The sequence below is a fragment of the Alistipes sp. HGB5 genome (assembly GCF_000183485.2).
GTDB classification, from domain to species: domain Bacteria; phylum Bacteroidota; class Bacteroidia; order Bacteroidales; family Rikenellaceae; genus Alistipes; species Alistipes finegoldii.
Window position 1 is genome coordinate 66,917 of record NZ_AENZ01000069.1, and the last position, 23,008, is coordinate 89,924.

The following is a 23,008-nucleotide window of genomic DNA, read 5'->3' on the forward strand; positions in this document are numbered from 1 at the left end:
ACCCCGGATCAGGCTTCTGCGCCGTACTCCATCAGGTAAGCCTTGATGAATTCGTCCAGCCCCCCGTCCATGACGGCTTCGACGGCCGAGGTCTGCACGCCCGTCCGGTGATCCTTGACGCGGCGGTCGTCGAAGACGTAGGAACGGATCTGCGAACCCCATTCGATCTTCTTTTTCGACGCCTCCAAAGCCTGCTGCGTGGCCATGCGTTTGTCCAGCTCGCGCTGGTAGAGCTTCGATTTGAGGATGCGCATGGCGTTCTCGCGGTTCATCAGCTGCGAGCGGGTCTCCATGTTCTCGATCAGGAACTCCACCGCTTCGCCCGTATCGGCATCCTTGCCGTGATAACGCAGGCGCACGGCGGTTTCGACCTTATTGACGTTCTGACCGCCCGCACCGCTGGCGCGGAACGTATCCCACTCTATGTCCGAGGGATTCACCGTCACCTCGATCGTATCGTCCACGGCGGGCGACACGAAAACCGACGCGAAAGTCGTCTGCCGCTTGTTGTTGGCGTTGAAGGGCGAAAGGCGCACCATGCGGTGCACGCCGTTCTCGCTCTTGAGGTAGCCGTACGCATACTCGCCTTCGAACTCCAGCGTGCAGGACTTCACCCCCACCTCGTCGCCGGCCTGATAGTCGAGCACCTTGACCTTGTAGCCGTGCGCCTCGCCCCAGCGGGTATACATGCGCAGCAGCATCGACGCCCAGTCGAGCGCTTCGGTGCCGCCGGCCCCGGCGTTGATGTCGAGAATCGCCCCCAGCTTGTCCTCGTCGCGGCGCAGCATGTTGCGCATTTCGAGTTTCTCGATGCGCTCCAGCGTCTGCGCATAATGGGCGTCCATCTCCTGCTCGCTCACCACGCCCTCCTTCACGAATTCGGGCATCAGCGCAAGATCCTCGACGTCCTTCGCAACGGCGTCGTAATCGTCCACCCACGCCTTGATGGCCGCCACGCGGCGCAACTGTTCGCGCGCCTGATCCGGGTTGTCCCAGAAATCCGGCACTTGGGTCTTCTCCTCTTCGTTGAGCAGGTCGATGCGCTTCTGTTCGATGTTCAGACAGCGCTCCAGCGCTCCGCTGCGCTGTTCCAAATCCTTTATCTGATCTGCAAGTATCATAGGCAATCAATTAGCAAAAAAATGCGGCCGCTCAGGGCTTCACGCCCAGTTTGCGTTCCACGAATTCCAGCACGAAACCGGTCGTGCCGTCGATTCCCAGCACCGACGAATCGATGCAGAGATCATAGGTCTCGGCCATTCCCCACGTGCCGCTGCTGTAATAATTGTAGTAGGCCGCGCGCCGGGCGTCGGTGCGGTCCATCAGGCTCTCCGCCTCTCCGGGCGCGATGCCGTGCAGGCGGCAGAGCCGCTCGATACGTTCGGCACGGCCCGCCGCGATGAAAATATTCACGGTGCGCGGATGATCGCGCAGGATATAGTCGGCGCAGCGGCCCACGAAAACGCACGATTCGCGCGAAGCGAGGTCGCGGATCACGTCGCTTTGGATTTTGAACAGCGCATCGCTGCTCAGCACGTTGCTCCCCGAATATTCGCTTCCGACGAACGGTGAACGCAGATAGCCGATGAAGGTCGCGAACAGGTTGCGCGACTCTTTTTCGTCGGCTTTCTCGAAAATTTCGGGGCAGATGCCGCTCTGCTCGGCGGCCAGATTGATCAGCTGCTTGTCGTAAACGCCGATTCCGAGTCTCGCCGCCACGGCCTCGCCGACGGCCTTGCCGCCGCTTCCGAGCTGCCGCCCGATATTGATGACGAATTTATCTTTCATAGTCGCGGATTATTCGGGGTTGTTCGTTGCCGGGGCCGCATCCATCTTGGCCCGGAATTTACGCAGCTGGTAGGCCAGCATGCAGAAGGCCACAACCGACGCCAGCAGGTCTGAGAGCGGCATCGAGCACCACACGCCCCAGCTGCCGTCCCAACGGGTATAGACGTCGAAGATGTGCGGCAGGAAGATCAGTCCCGGCATCAGGAAAAGCAGCTGGCGCGAAAGCGACAGGAAAATCGCCTTGCCGGCCATGCCGATGCTCATGAAGAAGTTGGTGGCCACCATCTGGAACCCGATGATCGGGAAGCAGATGAAGACGATGCGCATGCCCTCAACGGACAGCCGGATCAGTTCGGGATCGTTCGTGAAGGCAGACACCGCCAGCCGCGGGACCAGCTCGCCCATCAGGAATCCGGCCATCGTGACGCACGTGGCGCCGATGATCGTCAGCTTCAGCACGCGCAGCACGCGCTCGTACTGCCGGGCGCCGAAATTATACCCCGCGATGGGCTGCATGCCCTGATTGATGCCCATGACGATCATCACGAAGAAGAACGCCAGCCGGTTCACGATGCCGTAGGCGCCGATCATCAGGTCGCCGCCGTATTGTTTCAGCCCCTTGTTGATCAGGATCACGATGAAGCAGGCCGCGAGGTTCATCAGGAAGGGCGACATGCCGATGGCCAGAATGTCGCGCACGATCTTGCGGCGCAGGCGGTAGATACCGGGCCTGAAATGGAGCAGTTCGCTCTTATCCGAAAGGATATGGAACTGCCAGACGAGCGCGATGACCTGTGCCAGTATCGTGGCGACGGCCGCGCCGCGGATGCCCCACCCGAAACCGTAAATGAACAGCGGGTCGAGCGCAGCGTTGATCACCACCGTATAGATCGTAGCGTACATCGACTTGCGCGGGTGGCCCGAAGCTCTCAGCACGGAGTTCAGTCCCAAATACATATGCGTGATGACGTTTCCCAAGAGGATAATCGTCATGTAGTCGCGCGCATAGCCTATCGTCGCGTCGCTGGCTCCGAAGAAATAGAGGATCGGGTCGAGAAACAACAGCGTCACCAGTCCGAACGAAAGACCGATAATCAGGTTCAGCACCACCACGTTGCCCAGAATGTTCTGGGCCGTTTCATAGTCGCGCTGGCCCAGACGCATCGACACCAGCGTCGCGGCGCCCACGCCCACCAGCGAACCGAACGCCGCGGCGAGGTTCATCAGCGGGAAGGTCAGCGCCAGCCCCGAAATGGCCAGCGGCCCCACGCCGTGGCCGATGAAGATGCTGTCGACCATGTTGTAGAGCGAAGCGGCCGTCATGGCGATGACCGCCGGCACGGCATATTGTACGAGCAGTTTGCGGATACGCTCCGTTCCGAGTTCCGCAGCCGCTCCCTTTATTGTTGCAGACATAATTTCCTGTTCATATTCCTGTAGAGTGCCGATTTCCCGGAATCGTCCCGGACATGCGGCCCGGCACCGGCCGGCACGGCGGACATCCTGCATACCGCCCGGACACAACCTGACAACTCCCCGGCCACCACCGTCCCCGGACACTGCCGGGGCGGCAAAAACCGTGCACCGCACTCCGGCGTCCGTTCCGGCAGGCGGCGCCCGAAAATCGGGAGACAGCTATTCCAGCTCCCAGTCGCTGCCGTCCTTGCGGTCCTTGACGCGGATTCCGGCGGCGGCCAGCCCGTCGCGGATACGGTCGGAAGCGGCCCAATCCTTCGCGGCGCGAGCCTTCAGACGTTCATCGAGCAGCATCTCGACCAGCGGCGTCACGTAGTCGCGGCCCGAAGCCGAGCCGGCGGCCTTCTCGTCGCGCAGGCCGAGGATGTCGAACGCATAGCGGCGAACGGTCGTCTTCAGCGTTTCGAGGTCAGCGGCCGTGATGGTCTGCCGGCCCTCCGCAAGCTGGTTGATGACGCGCACCCAGTCGAACAGCGCCGAAATGACCATCGGCGAATTCAGGTCGTCGTCCATCGCCGCACGGCACCGCTCCTCCAGTTCGGCCGGATTGACCGTCGAGACGTCGGCGGGCTTAATCCTGCCGAGCGCCTCGACGCCCTTCATCAGGCGGTCGAGTCCCTTCTCGGCGGCCTGCAGCGCCTCGTTCGAGAAGTCGAGCGTCGAGCGGTACTGCGCCTGCAGCACGAAGAAACGGATCGTCATCGGCGAATAGGCCTGCGCCAGCAGTTTGTGGCTGCCGGTGAAAAGCTCTTCGAGGGTGATGAAGTTGCCCAGCGACTTGCCCATCTTCTGGCCGTTGATCGTAATCATGTTGTTGTGCACCCAGTAGCGGGCCGAATCGTGGCCCAGCGCCGCCGTGGACTGCGCGATCTCGCATTCGTGGTGCGGGAACATCAGGTCCATGCCGCCGCCGTGGATGTCGAAACGCTCGCCCAGATAGCGGGTGCTCATGGCCGAGCACTCCATATGCCAGCCGGGGAATCCCTCGCTCCACGGCGAAGGCCAGCGCATGATATGTTCGGGCGACGCCTTCTTCCACAACGCGAAGTCGTACGAATGGCGCTTGTCGCTCTGACCGTCCAGCTCGCGGGTGTTGGCGACGATATCGTCGAGATTGCGGCCCGAAAGCCGACCGTAATTGTATTTCCGGTTGTACTTTTCCACGTCGAAGTAGACCGAGCCGTTCGACTCGTAGGCGAACCCGTCGGCCAGAATCTTCTTCACGAACTCGATCTGCTCGATGATATGTCCCGACGCATAGGGTTCGATCGAGGGCGTCTCGACGTTCAGGGCCTCCATCGCACGGTGGTAACGCTCCGTGTAGTAGTGGGCCACCTCCATCGGCTCCAGCTGTTCGAGCCGGGCCTTCTTGGCGATCTTGTCCTCTCCCTCGTCGGCGTCGTGCTCCAGATGTCCCACGTCCGTGATGTTGCGCACGTAACGCACCTTGTAGCCGCAGGCCTTGAGGTAGCGGAACAGCAGGTCGAACGTCACGGCCGGACGGGCGTGGCCCAGATGCGGGTCGCCGTAGACCGTGGGGCCGCAGACATACATGCCCACGCGGCCGGGAGTCAAAGGCTCGAACTCCTCCTTGCGGCGGGTGAGCGTATTGTAAAGTACGAGTTTCGATTCCATAATTATCCGAAAAATTTACCGCAAAAATAAGAAATTTAATCGACATGCGCCAGAATCGCGGAATTAATCGTACCTTTGCGGCGACAATAATAGCACGCGCCGGTCTGACGCCACCCGTTTTTCCCTACCGTATATTATGCGACAATACGAATTATCCGGCTCCCAGAACCGGAATAAAACCGATATGCAATGACATTCAAGGAACTGAACCTCATAGAACCCATCATGCACGCCGTAGCCGAGAAGGGCTACGTCACCCCCACACCCATTCAGGAGCAGGCCATTCCGCCCGCACTCGAAGGACGCGACCTGATGGGCTGCGCCCAGACAGGAACGGGCAAGACGGCGGCCTTCACGCTGCCGATCCTGCAGCTGCTCTCGGCCCGGCCCCGCACCAAAGGACGCCGCCCCATCAAGGCGCTGGTGCTCACGCCCACGCGCGAACTGGCGATCCAGATCGACGAGTGCTGCCGCGACTATGCCCGCTACACCGACCTGCGCCACTGCGTGATCTTCGGCGGCGTCAACCAGCGTCCGCAGGTGGACGCCCTGCAGCGCGGCGTCGACCTGCTGGTCGCCACGCCGGGCCGCCTGCTCGACCTGATCGGACAGGGATACGTCTCGCTCTCCGACATCCGCTTCTTCGTGCTCGACGAAGCCGACCGGATGCTCGACATGGGTTTCATCCACGACATCAAACGGATACTTCCGCTGCTGCCCAAAGAGCGGCAGACGCTCTTCTTTTCGGCGACGATGCCCTCGGACATCGTCACGCTGGCCAATTCGATGCTCCACGACCCGGTGCACGTCACCGTCACTCCTCCGGCATCGGTCGTCGAGACGATCAGCCAAAGCGTCATGTTCGCCGAGAAGGCCGAGAAAAAAGACCTGCTCATCAGCCTGCTGCGCGAACGCTCCGAAGGCTCGGTGCTGGTTTTCTCGCGCACCAAGCACGGCGCGGACCGCATCGCCCGCATCCTCACCAAAGCGGGCATCGAGGGGCGCGCCATCCACGGCGACAAGTCGCAGGGGGCCCGCGAACGGGCCATGAACGATTTCCGGGCGGGCCGCTGCCGCGTACTGATCGCCACCGACATCGCCGCGCGCGGCATCGACATCAGCGAACTGCCGCTGGTCATCAATTACGACCTGCCGGAAGTGGCCGAAACCTACGTCCACCGCATCGGCCGCACGGGACGCGCCGGACACGACGGCACGGCGATAGCCTTTTGCTCGGAAGACGAACGCCCGCTGCTGAAAGACATCCAGAAACTGACCGGACTTGTCCTCGATCCCGATTCCGGACGCCTCACGCCGGGCATGCAGACCGACACGAAATCCCCGCGGAAACAGGAATCCTCCCAACGGAGTGCACCGAAGCAGGCCGCGCAGGGCGGTGACGGCCGGACGCCGGCCGGACAAAGCGGAGATGCAAAAGGGCCGCGCCGACGCAGGCGAAACGCCCCGAAACGGGAAGGACAAGCCCAGAGCGCACACGCGCCGCAACCGCAAAACGGCGGAGGACAAGCGTCCGAAAACCGCGAACCGGGCCGCCGCAGGCCGCACCGCCGCAGACGCAGCGACCGGAAATCCGAAGGGCAGCGCTCCTGAAAAGCAAAGTGTCCCTGAAAAGGAGAAGCGTCCCTGAAAAGGAAACGCCGAAAACAGAAACCGGGCCGGACAACCGGCCCTTTTGTCATCCGGAGGAGTGCGCCGAAAGCAGCCCTCCGCGGATCAGAAATCCAATAACTTATACCGGGTCCGGACTTCGGACATCGCCATCGGCTCCTCGTAATGCCACCACTCGCGGCGGTAGGGCACCAGCCCCGCTTCGCGCATCACGCTTCCGAGCAACTGGCGGTTGCGGCAGGCTTCGGCCGAAATGCGTCCCTCGGCCGCCAGCGCGGGTTCGTCGCCCGTGTGGGCCTCGTCACCGAAGAAATCGACCGGAGTTCCCATATCGACCGGAGCGCCGGTCTCGTCGAGCAGCGTCACATCGACCGCAACGCCGTAGTTATGACGTCCGCCGCGCGTTCCGTCGGCTACGTAAACCTGATTCGGCGTACCTTTGACCAATTCGTACATCTGCCGCTGCACGCTGACCGGACGCGCGGCGTCGCACACCAAGAGCCGCCATCCGGGACGGCGCTCCCGCAGCAGCCGCTGCGCCGCAGCCACCTTGCGCGCGAAATGCGGAAGCAGGTAGGCGGTTTCCAGATCGCCGTAGACGTCGCGGCGCATGAAATTATCCGGGGCCGAGTACATCAGCTTCACCCGCAGCGTCGAATCCACGGCCAGCACATCCACCAGCCCCGCCCGGCGCATCTTGGCGTCGAAGCCCTCTTGGGCCTGCACGCCCCAGCAAATCATAACCGCTGCAAACACCATCCAAACTCTTCTCATAACAACATCTCCATTTTCCAGCTCAAAGATAATCAATTATCTGCAAATCAAAAGACACCGCCGGGCGCACGGCAGGCCGGACCGTCCGGATCAAAGCCCGGCTCCGGGAACCGCCGCAAACGCCGCGTGCACGCCGTTCCCAAACAAATGAACGGCAGCCCCGAAGATAGCGCCGTCCATCCGACACACGCATATCGACTATTCCGTCAGAACCGAAAATTCCGCGATGCCGGGACGGTCGCCCGCAGCGAGCGACAGCGCCTCGAACCGGACGGTACGCCCGCGCAGCGGCTCGAATTCCACGACCTGCTCCACCGGATTGTTGACGATATTCGAGAATTCGCCCTCCGCCGCCGTACGGCCGTCGACCGACACGCGATAGCGGGTCACCACGCCGCTCGCCCAGCGACTTTGGTCGGGCGTGTAGGCAAATCCCCTGAAAGTCCGCTCCTCCCCCGTATCGGCGGAGAACCCCGCAACGCCCGCGGGCAGATAGACGACAGTCGAGACATCGCCGTCGAAAAGCCCGACGGCCTCTTCGTCCGGAAGCTCCTTCACGCGAAACGCCCCGCAGGGAATATCGAAACCGCGCGAAGCCACGGCGCTCGTACGACGGTCCTCCGGGTCCCGGACAAGCGCCTTGACAACGCCCCGGCCCGTCATCGGAAAAGGTTTCGCGTACAGCTCCGAAGAAGGTCCCGGCTCCGTCCCGTCCAGCGTATAGCGGATTTCCGCCTGCGTATCGCCCGCAGCGAGCGTCACCTCGCCCGCACCGTTGCGCACGATGCGCGGCTCTTCGAGCAGCACGGGCGCATCGTAGGCTTCCACATTGGAGATGCAGAGCGGACCGCGGGCCTGCCCGAAACGGACGCGGAGCGCCGGAGTCGTGACCCCTGCGAAACGAATGATCCGCTTGTATCCGATCGTCGTCATTTCCTCCGCGGTTTCGACGGGCCGCCACGTATCGCCGTCGAGCCATTCGACGGCAAAGCGTCCGACGCGCTGTCCGAGCGGAATATATTCCTGAAGCAAAATGCGGTTCACACGGCGCGGCTGCTCAAACCGCAGCGAGAGCGTCGCCGCCGTCACGCCGTCGTCGGTAGCCCAGTAAGTATCGGCCCTGCCGTCGACGGCCTTCGCCGCGGAGAACCGGCGCGCCCCGCCCCGCACGTTGTCGGCCGTCGCTTGGGCTTCGGCGAAAAGGTCGTGCGCGAACTCCGCATCGAGCGCACGGCGCCACTCCATGATACGCGCGGAATCCGCAGAGGCGATGCGGCCGGAGCGATCGACCGGAAAATTGAGCAGCAGATTGGCGTTGCGCCCCACGCTTTCATAATAGATGTCGATCAGCCGCGAGAGACTTTTGAGCTGGTGGTCTTCCCGCGGATGATAGAACCAGCCCGGACGTATCGAGACGTCGCACTCGCCCGGCAGCCACGTATCGCCGTCGGACTCGCCGCAGGTGAAATCATTGAGCCGTTCGTCGCCGCTGCCCTTTACCATGCTCCAATTCGTCTGTCCGGCCCGGCCCTCTTCGTTGCCGATCCAGCGGATGTCGGCGCACGTGCCGCCGAAAATCACCGCTCCGGGCTGCAGTTCGTTGATCGTCCGGCGCGCCCGCTCGTAGCCGTAATAGGTCTTGGCGTCGATGCTGCGCTTCTCGTCCGCACCGCCGTACCAGCCGTCGCCGCCGTTCGCACCGTCGAACCAGTATTCGAAAAGCGGCCCGTAACCGGTGAGCAGTTCGCGCATCTGGTTGTGGAAATAAGCGACATACTCCTCCCGCCCGTATTCCGGATGGTTGCGGTCCCAAGGCGAAAGATAGATGCCGAACTTGAGTCCGTGCCTGCGGCAGGCATCGGACAGCTCCCGCACCAAATCCCCCTTGCCGCTGCGCCACGGGGAGTTCTTCACGCTGTACTCGGTATAGGCCGAAGGCCAGAGACAGAACCCGTCGTGGTGCTTGGCCGTGAGCATCACGCCTTTCATCCCGGCGGCCCGGAACGTCCGCACCCACTGGTCGCAATCCAGATCCGCAGGGTCGAACGTCGAAGCCGGAGTATCGCCGTACCCCCATTCCATGTCGTTGAACGTATTGAGCCCGTAATGGACGAAGGCGTAGGTTTCCAGCTGCTGCCAAGCGAGCTGACGGGCATTCGGCACCGGAAAAAGCGGCGCGGGAGCTTCGACGCGGCCGCATGCGGCCGCGAAGAGCAGAAAAACGGAGAGCGTTCTTTTCATGGACGGACAATTATTCGTTAAAATTAAACAAAATCGGAAACATAACGAAAAATCAGGCGGCAAAAACAATCGACCGCATTCGCCGCACGGCGGCCCTGCCGCGACCGGGGAATGACGACCGGCGTCCGCCCGCGCAGCGCCTGCCGCCTCCGGCAGAGAGCCTGAAACAGAAGCCCCCGCGGCCCGGCCGCCGAAAAGCCCTAAAAATAAAAACTTTCCGCCTCGGCGGGTAATATTGATTGGATTTCGCCGTTAAATGATTACTTTTGCACGAAACAAAGCGAACATACCGAAAACAATATGACATTCTTCAAACGCTGGAACAACATCGTCGGCTGGGCGGTCTTCGCCATCGCCGCCGCGGTCTACCTGATGACGATGGAACCCGTTTCGAGCCTCTGGGACTGCTCGGAATTCATTGCAACTTCCTACAAACTCGAAGTCGGGCACCCTCCCGGTGCACCGCTGTTCATGATGCTGGCCCGGCTGGCGACCCTGTTCGCCTTTGGCAATCCCGACTACGTGGGAGTGGCCGTAAACGCCATGAACTCCATCGCCAGCGCATTCTGCATCCTGTTCCTGTTCTGGACCATCACCCATCTGGCACGGCGTCTGGTGACTCGCGGCGGCGGTGAGCTGACGCAGGCCAACACGCTGGCCGTCCTCGGCGCAGGCATCGTCGGCGCGCTGGCCTACACCTTCACCGACACGTTCTGGTTCTCGGCCATCGAGGGCGAGGTATACGCCCTCTCGTCGATGTTCACGGCGCTCGTGGTGTGGCTGATGCTCAAATGGGAAGAGGAGGCCGACGAACCCCATTCGTCGCGCTGGATCGTGCTGATCGCCTACATGATGGGCCTTTCGATCGGCGTGCACATCCTCAACCTGCTGACCATTCCGGCGCTGGTATTCATCTACTATTTCCGTAAGACGGAGAAGGTGACCTTCAAAGGCATGGTCTACGCCACGCTGATCGCGGGCGCCATCCTGCTCTTCATCAACAACATCATCATCCCCTACACGGTCTATGTCGGGGCGATGGTCGATCTCTTTTTCGTCAATACGCTCGGCCTGCCCGTCAATTCGGGCATCGTGCTCTTCGCGCTGGCGCTGATTCTGGGCTGCGGCTGGGCCGCATGGTACACCCACCGCAAAGGCAAGGTCGTCTGGAACATCATCCTGCTCTCGACGACGATGGTGCTCGTCGGCTTCTCGTCGTACGCGTCGGTGACGATCCGCGCCGCGGCCAATCCGCCGATGAACAGCAACAACCCCAACAACCCGCACGCACTGCTGTCGATGCTCAACCGCGACCAGTACGGCGACCGTCCGCTGCTGCTGGGCGCCTATTACTCCGCGCCGCCCGAAGGCTACAAGGAAAAATCGTTCTACTACCTCGACGAGGACGGCAAATACAAATCCGCTTCGGTCATCACGGGTTACACCCACTCCCCCGAATTCGTACACTTCTTCCCCCGCATGTGGGACGCCCGCAAAGGCGAGAAGGAGTACAAGCAGTGGGGCGCCTACCGCACCCGGACCGACGTCATGCGCGACGACAAGGGTGAAATCCTCCGCGACGAACAGGGCCGTCCCATACGGGGCGAGGTAGTCGATTTCGGCCGTAAGAAACTCTACAACGACGGTTACGAGGACCGCACGATCGTCGAGCCGACGTTCGCCGAGAACCTCAACTTCTTCTTCAACTACCAGCTGTCGTACATGTATTGGCGTTACTTCCTGTGGAATTTCGTGGGACGCCAGAGCGACATACAGCCCACACGCACGCAGATCACCGACGGCAACTGGCTGTCGGGCATCAAATGGATCGACGAGAAATTCCTCGGCCCGCAGGACGACCTGCCCCGCGAAATCGCCGAAAACAAGGGCCGCAACACCTATTACTTCCTGCCCTTCCTGCTGGGACTGATCGGACTGATCTACCAGCTGAACCGCGACGAACGCAACTTCTCGATCGTCCTTTGGCTCTTCATCATGACGGGCATCGCGCTGGTGTTCTATTTCAACACCTCGCCGGGCGAACCGCGCGAACGCGACTACGTCTACGCGGGTTCGTTCTATGCGTTCTCGATCTGGATCGGCTTCGGCGTGCTGGCGATCCGCGACCTCGTCGCATGGCTCACCAAGCGTAAAAACGTCACCGCGGCAGTTGCCGCGACGGCGGTCTGCATGGTCGTCCCGACGATCCTCGCGGCGCAGAACTGGGACGACCACGACCGTTCGCACCGCTACATGGCGCGCGACATCGGCTGGAACTACCTGATGTCCACGCTGCCCAACTCGATCATCCTCAATTACGGCGACAACGACACCTTCCCGCTGTGGAACAATCAGGAGGTTTACGGCGTACGTCCCGACGTGCGCATCATGAACACCTCCTATCTGGGCGGCGAATGGTACATCGACGAGATGAAGACCAAGGCCAACGACGCGCCGGGCGTGCCCTTCTCGCTGCCGAAGAGCAAATACACCTTCGTAAACGACTGGGTGCCGGTCTACGACCGCGTCAACCGCAGCGTCGATATCAAGGAGGTGATGGACTTCATCCGCACCGACCATCCGGACTCCAAAATCAAGATGGCCGACGGTTCGATGGTGGACTACATCCCGACCAAGCGCATCGCACTGCCGGTGAACAAGGAGAACGCCATCGCATCGGGCATCGTCGCCGAAAAGGACCGCGACAAGATGGTGGACACGGTTTACATCAACCTGCGCAAGAATTCGATCGACAAGAACCAGCTGATGATTCTCGACATGCTGGCCAACTTCGACTGGAAACGGCCTATCTACATGACGCAGGTCTACATCCTGCAGGATTTCGGACTGATGGATTACCTCCAGTTCGACGGCTACGCCTACCGTTTCGTGCCGATCCTCACCCCGGTGCAGAATCCGTGGGAGATCGGGCGCGTGGACGCCGATTATGCGGCGCCGCTGCTGCGCGACACCTTCAGATACGGCAACCTCTCCGATCCGAGGGTATACGCCGACTACTTCATTCAGTATAACCTGAGCGCATCGCATGCACGCGACTCCTTCGCACGGGTCGCCAAGGAGCTGCTGCGGCAGGATCGGGCGCAGGAGGCGGTCGAGCTGCTCGACCTCGGACTCGAAAGGATGCCTACGTGGCAGATCCGTTTCACCGACACCAATACCTACCCCTTCCTCGAAGCCTATTACGCCGCATCGGCGATGGGCGTCGAAGAGGCCGCCGCCAAGGGCGACGCCCTGCTGCGCGAGTATGCCCAAACGCTGATCGAATACATCGAGTACTACCTACGCTTCGAGGGAACGCAGGGCGACATGGTATCGCCGATCCTCGACGAGAAACTCGACCAGCTGGGCGACATCTACTATCTGGCGACCTACGCCGGACGCAAGGAAGTCGTCGCGGAGCTGAACACCTACTACCGTTCGTTCGGAGTCTCGGAAGACAACCTCGTGGACGTCGGCGACAAGCCCCGTCAGGCCGACACGACGCTGATTCCCAAAGGCATGAACGAATAAAGACCCGCAATAGCGGAAACGCACACGCCCGGCAATGCAGTTGCCGGGCGTGTGCGTTTTTTCCGCAGGCCGTCCGAAAGCGGACAGACAGCGCGCCGAAGCTTCCGCCTCAGAATCCGAGTGCGACGTTCACCCCCTCAGGCGCATTCTCGAACCGCAGCAGGCAGGTGTGCGACTCCTCGTCCCACTCGAAACCGGGATCGGCCACGGGCGTTCCGTCGCTTCGGGTCACGTCCGTCGCAACCGGCTTCCGGGGCAGCAGCACCCGCATGACGTTGGTCGTCTGAGCCGGCCCCTTGACCATGAACGAGTAGCCGTTCCGCCCCACCCGCTCGGTCTCGACGCAGGCGGCGCACGCCAATACCTGCGGCCGGCCGGGATCGGCGACCTTGTCCAGATTGTAAAGCAGCGCCTGCGTACCGGGCAGCACCGCACGGCGCGTCAGTACCGGAAGCGCCGGATCGAACAGGTCGATGAATTTCCCTTCCAGCACGAAAGGCTCCGTATCCGCATTTTCATCGACGACAGCCACGATCTCGTAAGGTCCCCGTTCGAGGTAGAAATGGTTTTTGAATTCGAGCGTCCCGGCCTGCTTCCCTTTGCCGTAAAGCCCGCGCACGGCAGCAAGATACTCCGCATCGCCGCCTGCCGTGAGGACGAAATCCTTCGGATCGCGGCGGATCACCGTCGGAGTCCACTCCGAAGGCCGGCGCGAGATCATGGAAAACCCCGGCGACGAGGGCAATCTCGTGCAGGAAGCCGAGATTCTCAAAGCATTCTCGATCGTCGCGGGCGTCCGCTGCGAAGGCCGCAGGCTGACGCTCATGCCCCGCCTGCCGTGGTTGTGGGACACGATGGAGTGCGTGGACTGGCCTGTCACCGACGCCGACGGGCGGACGCACCGCATCCGCTTCACCGTCCGCCACGAACGCTGGCTGCGCCGCTGCACGGTCGAACTGGAAGGCATCGGCAGGTTCGAAGGCACGGACATCCGCTTCGGCCCCTTCCCCCGTCTGCTGAACAACCCGAAGGGTTACGAAACCGAACTGATCGGAAACGCCTCGTGGATCTGGGTCCGCGGCATCAAAGGCGACAAACGCACGATCACCGTCGAACTCTAACCGCAACAGGCCATGAAAAACCTTTTCATCGCGGCATGCTGCTGTCTGGCGTCCGCCGGATTCGCGGCCGAGCCGTTCGAAATCCGCGGCGTGCTGCCGTGGCACAACTTCCTCTGCGGCCCGACAGCTTGGAACAAAGCCGATTACGAGGTTTACCTCGACAACTGCAAAGCCGAAGGCATCAACTTCATCGGTTTTCACAACTACACGGGCGGCGGCGAACGCTACGCCACCTACGTCGAACCGATGGTGCGCATCTCCGACCGGGGCATCGTGCCGCAGGCCATGCTCGACAATTCGCTCGGCTGCCGCTGGGGCGCACTGCCGCTCCGGCTCAAGGAGTTTGCGTTCGGCTCGCAGCGGGCGCTCGACGTACCGCGCGGCGCCGAAGCCTTCGGCAGCGACTGCTCCCTGATTTCGAAAACACCCGACGAACACTACCGCAACACGCAGCGGCTGATGCGCGACGTACTGCGCATGGCCCACGACCGGGATATCGAAATGGCCATGGGCTTCGAATTCGGCGTCGTGCCGCCCGAATATTTCTCGCTCTACGCCGCAGGCAGCTGTTTCTTCTGGCTCGGCGCAGGCAACATGGTCCCCAATCCGTGCCATCCGACCTCGGTCGAACTGCACCGGGCGGCGCTCGACGACCTGCTGGAAAACTATCCCGACATCGACTATGTGTGGCTCTGGCTCAACGAACATTCGTTTCTGGGCGTGGTCGTCGAACAGGCGCTGGGCGACCCCGCCTTCGCGGAGGTGTTCCGCCGGGAATCGGGCCATTTCGAAGAAGCACAGAGCGACAGCGAACGTTTCGTGGGCGTGTGGTCGCTCGAATACATCCGCCGCACGCTCGATCATCTCCGGCAGAAAGGCTCCCGCGCCAAGCTGATCATCGGCGGCTGGGGCGGCGGTGGCCAACTGCCGGGCATCCTGCGCGGACTGGACCGGGCGCTGCCCGAAGAGGTTGTCTTCAGCTGTCTGAACCCCGATCTGGGACGCACCCGACAGCCCGGATTCCTCGCCGACATCGCCCGCCACCGCAAAGTCTGGGCCGTGCCGTGGCTCGAAGGCGACAACCAGATGTGGCACCAGCAGCCGCGCGTGGGCAAGATGCGAGACCACGTACAGCTGGCCCGCGAACAGGGGCTTCAGGGCGTGGCGGCCATTCATTGGCGCACGGCGGAGACCCGCTATAACTTCCGCACGTTCGCCCGCTACGCCCGCACGTCGGACGACACGACCGTCGAAACGCTCTACAAGGAGTATTTCGAAGAGGATTTCGGCGCGCAGGCCGCCGCCGCACTCGCGCCCCTGATGGCCGCCGTCGATACGGCCAACGCATGGGAGGGACCGCAGTCCCCGGAGTACTTCGCATTCCGCCCCGACTGGGGAGTGCTCGACGAAGCGAACGCCGCTTCGCGGCAGGGGATCATCGACGCCATCGACGCCGTGCAGGACAAAGAGCAGACGCCGCAGCAGCGCCGCAACCTGAAAAGTTTCCGGGCCATGCTCTCGTTCGAGTTGCTGCTGGACAAGGTCGTACGGGCGATGGCTCCGGGCTGGGAGCTGCGCGACAAAACCCTTGCGGAGAACCGTCCCGCATCGCGCGAAGCCTGCGCCGCGGCGCTCCGCGAGTTGGAATCCGCCCCCGTCGAAGAGCTGATCCGCACCTATGTTTCGCGCACCGGGTCACGCGGCGAAATGGGCATCCTGACCTCGATCAACCAGCGGCTATGGAACAATTACCTGCTGCTGAAAAACTACCTGCAAGAAAACACGCATTAAAATAACCAACCGATCAACAATTATCCGCCATGACTAAAAAACTGCTACCGCTACTGTTGCTGCTGGGCGGCCTGTACGGCGCGGAAAATTCCGCGCAGTCGCAGACCCGGTTCGACCGGCCGTTTGCGCCCCAAGAGGGTTTCGTTGCGACTCCCGAACGTCCCTGCCGGGACGAAATCTGCCTGAACGGCCGCTGGAAGTCCACGCCCCCGAACCGATCGTCGAACGCAACATCGCCGAGATCAACGAATGGGTGCGCATCACCCGTGAATGCGACCATACGCGCAACTGGATTTCGGGCGACGGCGAGACCCAGACCGACACCGACCTGCCGACCGTCATCGGTCATTACTGCAACATGCCGCTGATGCTCGAATGGAAGAGCAAGAGCAAACCGTGGGGCGTCGGCGAGATGGGCATGTGCTACGCCGGAACCCCGGCCCACGTCTCGGTAGTCAACGGCGACCGCGCCTTCGAATCGCAGGAAGGCCGCATGGAGGGACTCGCGGGCGAAGCGTTCGAAACGATCTCCATGCAGCGCGGTCTGGATGCCTGCTACGCCTCGATTTCCAACCTCGCGTGGTACGGCGTGCAGCCGCTCGAAATCGGACTCGACGACATCACCCGTCCCGTGGAAGCGGAGGACGGCATCTGGTTCGGCCCCTACCGGGAAGGAGTTCCGGGCGTCCAGCCCGAACGGCTCGGCCCCTACACCACCACATTCAACCCCGGTTACGATCCCCGGCTTCCGCTGTACCGCCCGTGGGCGTTGTTCGAGGGCGTGAAAGCCGCATTCAGCGACACCTATGCCGCCCTGCCCAACAAATGGGCCGTACGCAAACACACCGGGATCAGCGAACCGGTTCCGGCCGCCCGCGACGTCGTGTGGATCTCCGCCGATCCGGAATCGAAGGCCGAAAGGCAGTTCGAAGAGCTGTCCGTGGCATTCCGACCGCTCGACACGCGACGCAACCAGCTCATCCTGCTCGACGGCATCCGCCCGGCGGAAGATCCGGCCCTCGTCGAACGGCTCCGCGCCGCACTCGGCGCCGGAAGCACCCTGCTGGTATGGAACATCTCGCCCGCGGCGCTTCCGCTGGTCGAAAAGCTCGGCGGCCACGCCGTGACGCTCACTCCGCGCAATGCCGCCAGCTACATCATACGCGGCAGACACTCGCTGCTCAACGGTCAGGACCTTTCGACGCTCTATTTCAACGAACGGACCAAAGAGCCGGTTTCCAGCTTCGTGATGACCTCCGGCGACGCCTACGCCACCCTGCTCGACCCCTGCAACACGGATTGGAGCAAATGGAACTATCAGGAAGAGAACATCAAAACCGGGCAGGTGCTCCGCAGCGAGCGGGAGAGCAAGCCGCTCGGCAGCGTACTGCTCCGCAGCGAGGCCGGCCGGGGCGAGCTGCTGCTCTCGGCGATCGACCCCTTCGTGCTGGGCAACAAGGGCAGTGCGCTGATCCATGAAATGCTGCACAATCTGGGCGCACGGTTCAACGGCCGCCCGCGCCATATCCCGGCGGCGCTCGACCGGAACGGCACGGTCGTACACGCCCTGCTGAGCGGCACCTATGCCGGCGGAAGCATGGACGAGGTCATGGCCCGCGACTACCTCGCCGGAAGATATTGGGGCGCCATGGACAGCAACGAAGAGGGATTCTGGAACTTCGAAACGATGAACCTCAAGGGCGAGCAGAAAGACTGCGCCGTTTACCTGAGTTTCTGGCTGTTCAGCCCCCGGTCGCTGGTCAACCTGCTGCTGGAACCCAACATGCCCCGTCTCGATCTGGAATTCGCGGCGGACGACAAACTGGCCGTATACGTCAACGGCAACCTTCTCGACAACGCGGTCAAACGGCAGGACAACCCCGCCCTGCCGCAGCGCATCGAAGGCATTCCGCTCGAAAAGGGCTGGAACCATGTTCTGCTCAAGGTAGGCCAGTTATGGGGAGGCTGGAACGGCCGCTTCCGCTTCACCGCCACCGATCCCGCCTACATGCGGCAGCTCGAATCGGTCATCATGCAGTAAAACCCCGGAAGCCATGCGAATCAAACTCCTGAACACGGCGCTCTGCCTGCTCTTCACGGCCGCCGGCTTTCAAAAGCCAGAGACCGGGCACCAAAGGTCTCAAAAACGCCGAACTGGACCTCTCGGCCCACTATAAGGAGATCGTGCAGACTCGAACCGAACGCGCCGTGCTTCCCGATGCGGAGAGCGTCCCGTTCCTGACCGTCGATGCCGCAGCAGCGACCGGCCGATAGCGAGACCGCAGCAGGCAGGCGAGGACCGCAGCGTGGAAACCGCAGCCCGACAAAAAAGGGTTGCAGAGAAAGCGAAAAAAAATACCGCACTCCGAAAAGTGCGGTATTTCTTATTCCACAATATCCGAAGCCCCTATTTGGTTTCGGGCCGTCCGGCAGGGTGCTCCCCCGGAGTTCCGGACTCCTTCTTCTTGCTGTAGAGGAAACGCTTGATTTTGTGCGTCGGGGTTTTGACGAAGTCGTCCTTCTCCTCGACGACCTCCGAGATACGCGAAAAACGGTTGACCTTGGCATTCACGAAATCCAGAATCTCTTTTTTAAGCTGTTCGGTCTTGGCCTCCAACGCCTCTTTCTTGGAGGTCCACTCCTCGCGCCAGTCGTCGATCATGCTTTCGATCTCGTCGCGGTTGAAGTGCACGAGGGCCACCAGACGGCCCTGCTGTTCGGTGACGATCGAATCGGCGATGTAGACATGCGAATTGAGGACGGTTTCGATGTCCTCCGGATAGATATTTTCGCCGCCCGGCCCCACGATCATGTTTTTCAGACGCCCCTTGATATAGAGCCATCCGTCCTTGTCGAATTCGCCGAGGTCGCCCGTCCGGAACCAGCCGTCGGCCGTAAATACCTCCTTCGTGGCTTCGGGATTCTTGAAATAGCCGAGCATGACGCTGGGCGAGTGCGCCACGATCTCGCCCTGACGGGTATCGGGATTGATATTCTCCAGCCGCAGTTCGACGCCCGGAGCCTGCGGACCGGTCGAACCGAGCCGCACCTGCGAGGGCGCGGCACCGGCCAGCAGCGGCGCAGTCTCGGTAAGTCCGTAACCGATGGCGTAAGGCACCTTGGCCTCCAGCAGGAATTTTTCGGCGTCTCCGTCGAGCTTCGCGCCGCCGATTCCGAGGAAACGCAGGCGGCCGCCGAAGAGCTTGAGCAGTTTCTTGCCCGCGACGCGGTGCAGGTAACGGCGCATGAAGCCGATCTTATAGAGCGTGCGCCAGAATCCGGTGGACTTGAATTTGGCGAGCACCTGCAAGCGGTAGATTTTTTCGATGATCAGCGGCACGATCAGCATCACCGAGGGACGCACCGCGCGCAACGCCGGCATCAGGGCCGAGGCCGTGGGCGGACGGTCCAGATATACGACCTGCGCGCCCATCGAGAAGGGATAGATCATGCCGATCGAACATTCGTACGTATGGGAGAGCGGCAGCACCGAAAGGAATACGTCGTCGGGCTGCACGGGGAAGATGCTCGACGAAATGCCCACCTGCGCGCAAAGCGCCGAATGGGTCAGCATCACGCCCTTGGGCTTGGAGGTAGTTCCCGAAGTATAGATGATGACCGCCAGATCATCGGGTTTGGGCACCGCCGTCGAACCTTGGGCATGGACCTGCTGGGCGATGACTCCGAGGTTCTTGGTGCGGACCACGACGTTGAGCCGTCCGATGGTCTCTTTCGAAAGTTTGGTGAAAAGTTTGTCGGAGACGAGCAGCGCACGGGCCTCCGAATGCTCGATGATCATGTCCAGCTCTTCGCCCGAAAAGTCCGGAAGAATCGGCACGGCGATCATGCCGGCCGAAGTGACGGCAAAGTAGCAGACGCCCCAGTTGGGCATGTTGCTGCTCAGCAGGGCCACCTTGTCGCCGGCCTGCAGGCCGGCTCCCGTAAGGATTTCCTGCACCTTGGCAATACGACGGTCCACCTCGGCGTAAGTCACGTCGTCGCCTTCGAACATCGAAAATGCGACTTTCGACGCGAACTTTTCCACGCTGTTGCGAGCCAGTTCGTAAAGTGTATTGATGGTCATAATTTTTCGTTTTCAACTACGTCCGAATAACGTGAAAGTTTGGGGCGAAATTACTAATTTCCGGTTAAAAAACACTATTTTTGGGACAAATTTATCACTATGCTCGACTATCAGCACATCAAAAAACTTGCCGCCGACGCAGGATTCGATCTCTGCGGCCTTGCGCCCTGCGGCCACATGGCTCAGAACGAGGCGTGGCTCCGGGCGTGGCTGGGCAAGGGGTATCAGTCGTCGCTGACCTACATGGAACGCAATGTCGAGAAACGCGCCGATCCGCGCAAACTCGTCGAAGGGGCGCGTACGGCGGTGGTCTGCGCCGTAAGTTACAAAAACCGCATCGGCGAAGGGTATCCCCCCGGACACCGCACCAAAATCGCCTCCTATGCCTGCACGGCGGACTACCACACGACGATAAAGGGAATGCTGAACGGCATGCTGGAACATCTCAAAGCCGCCGATCCCGGACTCGGCGGCCGGGCGTTCGTCGATACGGCCCCGCTGCTCGAAAAACAGCTCGCCGTAGAGGCCGGACTGGGCTGGATAGGCCGCCAGTCGCTGCTCGTCACGCCCCGCCACGGCACCTATGTCCTGCTGGGCGAGCTGCTCCTGACCGACGAAGCCGACGCCTACGACGCCCCGTTCGAAGGGTCCCGCTGCGGCCGCTGCCGCAACTGCATCGAGAGCTGTCCCACGGGCGCCATCGTCGTCCCGAAGGTGATCGACACGGGTCGCTGCATCTCGTGCCACACCATCGAACGGGAGCCGTCCGGAGGAATCGACCTCGACGGCTGGATTTTCGGCTGCGACCGCTGCCAGAGCTGCTGTCCCCACAACCAGAAGGCGCCGATGCACGCCAATCGGGCGTTCGATCCCGTCTTCGACCCGCTGACGATGGATGCCGCAGCGTGGATGGCGTTGGACGAAACTGAGTTCGAAGCCCGCATGGGCGCAACGCCCCTGACCCGCAGCGGTCTGGCGCGCATCCGCGGCAATATCAAAACAGAATAAGCGCTTTCGCCCCGGCGCCAAAAGACGTCGCTTCGGCGGTATGGAAATTTACTCCGTCAGCGCGATGATTCGCCCCGGCAATCCGCCCCTCCCCCGACTGCGCAAGAAGCTCCCGGCGGTACGAAAAGTCACTCCGCCAGCGCGATGATTCGCCCCGGCAATCCGCCCCCCTCCCCCGACTGCGCAAGAAGCCCCGGCAGTCCGAGAAATCGCCCCGACTGCACAAGAAGCCCCTCCCCGACGGCACGAAAAAAGCGGATCCCCGCAAAGGGACCCGCTTCGTATCGCATGGATGAATATTCCTATTTCGAAAGCTCCGCGAGGGCTGCCTTGGCATTCTCGGCGGCGGGACCGTCGGTCACCTGCTTGAATGCGGCGATAGCCTGCGGCTTCATCTCCTTGGCGTTGTAGGCGGCGCCCAGCAGGTAGTACATCAGGCTCTTGTCGGCAGCGTCGGTCTGCGCGTCAGCAGCGGCCTGTCCCAGCTCGATCACCTTCGCATAGTCCTTCTTGTTGGCATAAGCCTGCAGACGAACGTTCTGGGCGAGTGCGCTTTCGGGATTCTTGGCCAGCAGGTCGTCGGCCATCTTGATAATGCCGTCGAAATCGTTGGCAGCCTGCATCTTGGCAACCATATTATTGGTATAGAGCGCCATGCCCTCCTTGGCCTTGGCTACATCCTCGGCGTATTTGGGATGGGTCTTGGCGGCGATGGCCTCGTAAACCTCCATACCCTTCTCATACTGTGCCATGTCGCCGCTGCTCATCGCCATTTCGCAGTAGCTCATCGCCAGATTGAGCGCCATGCCCGTATTGTCGGGGTCAGCGGCGTAACCCTTGGCGAAAATCTCCGAAGCGGTCGCGTAATCCTTATTGTTGAAAGCGTCGCCGCCCTGTATCTGGTAAATCTTGGCAACCCAGCCGTTCGATTTGGCCATCTGGTTCATATCGCCGTAAAGCTCCGACAGCTCGGCCGACTTGGTGAAATTCTTCAGCGCCTCCTCGTAATTCTTGGTTTTCAGTGCACTGCCGCCCAGCATGAAGTAGCATTTGGGAAGCGTGGTCTTGGCGGTGGCCACCAGCGAAGCGGCGGTCTCGTCGTCCATGCCCTTGTCGATTACCTCTTCGAATTTTGCGGCGGCTCCCGCGAAGTCCTTGTTTCCGAAAGCTGCTGCAGCTTCGTTATACACCGCCGTAAGATCCTGCGCCGAAAGCGACACCGTTGCCAGCAGCGCGATTACCGATACCAATAATTTTTTCATTTCCTATTCCGTTTTTTAAAGTTTTTCAGTTCGTGCACCCGTTTTCGGATACGTTGATCGCAAAAGTATATTTTTTTTCTTTTTTTTCAAAATCTAATTGCGCAAACCTGCGAAAAAAGAGGTCATCAACTCCTCGCATTCTTCGCCGAGCACGCCCCGCACCACCGTCGTTTTAGGATGGAACACCGTCTCCGAATAGCGTCTGTAACCCTTCTTCGGGTCGTCGGCGCCCCACACCACGCGGCCCACCTGCGCCCAGCCTGTGGCTCCGGCGCACATGATGCACGGTTCGACGGTGACGTACAGCGTGCAGCCCTGCAGGTATTTGCCGCCGAGGGTGGATGCGGCGGCGGTCAGCGCCTGCATCTCGGCATGGGCCGTAGGATCGGAGAGCGTCTCGACCAGATTATGGCCGCGTCCCACGACCGCGCCGTCAGCCACGACCACCGCGCCGATGGGCACTTCCTGCAACTGTAACGCTTTGCGCGCCTCGTTTAGTGCGAGACGCATGAATTTTTCATCGGTTTTTTTCAGGTCTTCCACGAGCGGGATTTTTTGCAAAAGTAAGCAAAAAACTCTTTGCGACTGCTCCGCAGCACAAATAATATCTTCCGGGATTCCTTATTTCGCATCTTTTGTTTAACTTTGCGGGTTGCAAGGACAAATTG

The 23,008-nt window shown here is 61.4% G+C and carries 16 protein-coding genes; 6 read left to right on the forward strand and 10 right to left on the reverse strand.

The features are described 5' to 3' along the window. Window positions 1–8: 8 nt before the first annotated feature. From prfB to cysS, 4 genes are all read right to left on the reverse strand, one after another. The gene (prfB, locus tag HMPREF9720_RS11960) at window positions 9–1,121 is read right to left on the reverse strand and encodes a peptide chain release factor 2 (RefSeq protein ID WP_009598653.1); all 1,113 of its coding nucleotides are present in this window, start codon (window positions 1,119–1,121) and stop codon (window positions 9–11) included. Window positions 1,122–1,152: 31 nt separating this feature from the next. Next, window positions 1,153–1,788, reverse strand: a complete 636-nt coding sequence (locus tag HMPREF9720_RS11965) for an AAA family ATPase (RefSeq protein ID WP_009598593.1) — start codon at window positions 1,786–1,788, stop codon at window positions 1,153–1,155. 9 nt (window positions 1,789–1,797) lie between these two features. Next, the gene (locus tag HMPREF9720_RS11970; RefSeq protein WP_039940607.1) at window positions 1,798–3,204 is read right to left on the reverse strand and encodes an MATE family efflux transporter; all 1,407 of its coding nucleotides are present in this window, start codon (window positions 3,202–3,204) and stop codon (window positions 1,798–1,800) included. A 219-nt stretch (window positions 3,205–3,423) separates the two neighbouring features. Beyond that, window positions 3,424–4,899 (reverse strand): cysteine--tRNA ligase, encoded by a 1,476-nt coding sequence (gene cysS, locus HMPREF9720_RS11975; RefSeq protein WP_009598654.1) that lies wholly within the window; start codon window positions 4,897–4,899, stop codon window positions 3,424–3,426. A gap of 189 nt (window positions 4,900–5,088) precedes the next feature. On the opposite strand from cysS, the gene HMPREF9720_RS11980 reads away from it, so the two are divergent. Continuing rightward, window positions 5,089–6,510, forward strand: a complete 1,422-nt coding sequence (locus HMPREF9720_RS11980) for a DEAD/DEAH box helicase (protein ID WP_009598643.1) — start codon at window positions 5,089–5,091, stop codon at window positions 6,508–6,510. Between the two features lie 123 nt (window positions 6,511–6,633). Here the strand turns inward: HMPREF9720_RS11980 and HMPREF9720_RS11985 are convergent, their stop codons facing one another. Beyond that, complete coding sequence (locus HMPREF9720_RS11985) at window positions 6,634–7,302, reverse strand: M15 family metallopeptidase (RefSeq protein WP_022044497.1); 669 nt, start codon at window positions 7,300–7,302, stop codon at window positions 6,634–6,636. A 198-nt stretch (window positions 7,303–7,500) separates the two neighbouring features. Then, the gene (locus HMPREF9720_RS11990) at window positions 7,501–9,543 is read right to left on the reverse strand and encodes an alpha-L-fucosidase (protein WP_009598658.1); all 2,043 of its coding nucleotides are present in this window, start codon (window positions 9,541–9,543) and stop codon (window positions 7,501–7,503) included. Window positions 9,544–9,843: 300 nt separating this feature from the next. Here HMPREF9720_RS11990 and HMPREF9720_RS11995 point away from each other — a divergent pair, with 300 nt between their 5' ends. Beyond that, window positions 9,844–13,074, forward strand: a complete 3,231-nt coding sequence (locus HMPREF9720_RS11995; protein WP_009598648.1) for a glycosyltransferase family 117 protein — start codon at window positions 9,844–9,846, stop codon at window positions 13,072–13,074. 109 nt (window positions 13,075–13,183) lie between these two features. Here the strand turns inward: HMPREF9720_RS11995 and HMPREF9720_RS12000 are convergent, their stop codons facing one another. Next, entirely contained in the window at window positions 13,184–13,795 is a 612-nt protein-coding gene (locus HMPREF9720_RS12000) for a hypothetical protein (RefSeq protein ID WP_009598655.1), read from the reverse strand. On the opposite strand from HMPREF9720_RS12000, the gene HMPREF9720_RS12005 reads away from it, so the two are divergent. The 3 genes from HMPREF9720_RS12005 to HMPREF9720_RS12015 all read left to right on the forward strand — a co-directional run bounded on the left by HMPREF9720_RS12005 (window position 13,794) and on the right by HMPREF9720_RS12015 (window position 18,027). After that, entirely contained in the window at window positions 13,794–14,195 is a 402-nt protein-coding gene (locus tag HMPREF9720_RS12005) for a hypothetical protein (protein WP_039940610.1), read from the forward strand. The two genes, HMPREF9720_RS12000 and HMPREF9720_RS12005, sit on opposite strands and share 2 nt — an antisense overlap. A gap of 12 nt (window positions 14,196–14,207) precedes the next feature. Continuing rightward, a complete protein-coding gene (locus tag HMPREF9720_RS12010; RefSeq protein WP_009598596.1) occupies window positions 14,208–15,986 on the forward strand; it encodes a hypothetical protein in 1,779 nt (592 codons plus the stop codon). Between the two features lie 253 nt (window positions 15,987–16,239). Continuing rightward, on the forward strand, window positions 16,240–18,027 hold the full coding sequence (locus tag HMPREF9720_RS12015) for a hypothetical protein (RefSeq protein ID WP_009598646.1): 1,788 nt from the start codon (window positions 16,240–16,242) through the stop codon (window positions 18,025–18,027). A gap of 366 nt (window positions 18,028–18,393) precedes the next feature. Here the strand turns inward: HMPREF9720_RS12015 and HMPREF9720_RS12020 are convergent, their stop codons facing one another. After that, a complete protein-coding gene (locus HMPREF9720_RS12020) occupies window positions 18,394–20,070 on the reverse strand; it encodes an AMP-binding protein (RefSeq protein WP_009598635.1) in 1,677 nt (558 codons plus the stop codon). Between the two features lie 99 nt (window positions 20,071–20,169). Here HMPREF9720_RS12020 and queG point away from each other — a divergent pair, with 99 nt between their 5' ends. Continuing rightward, window positions 20,170–21,078: a tRNA epoxyqueuosine(34) reductase QueG gene (gene queG / locus HMPREF9720_RS12025; protein ID WP_009598623.1), complete on the forward strand. Its 909-nt coding sequence runs from the start codon at window positions 20,170–20,172 to the stop codon at window positions 21,076–21,078. Window positions 21,079–21,380: 302 nt separating this feature from the next. Here queG and HMPREF9720_RS12030 read toward each other — a convergent pair whose 3' ends face one another. After that, window positions 21,381–22,340, reverse strand: a complete 960-nt coding sequence (locus HMPREF9720_RS12030; RefSeq protein WP_009598590.1) for a tetratricopeptide repeat protein — start codon at window positions 22,338–22,340, stop codon at window positions 21,381–21,383. A 93-nt stretch (window positions 22,341–22,433) separates the two neighbouring features. Continuing rightward, on the reverse strand, window positions 22,434–22,883 hold the full coding sequence (locus HMPREF9720_RS12035) for a nucleoside deaminase (RefSeq protein WP_009598608.1): 450 nt from the start codon (window positions 22,881–22,883) through the stop codon (window positions 22,434–22,436). Window positions 22,884–23,008: the final 125 nt, after the last annotated feature.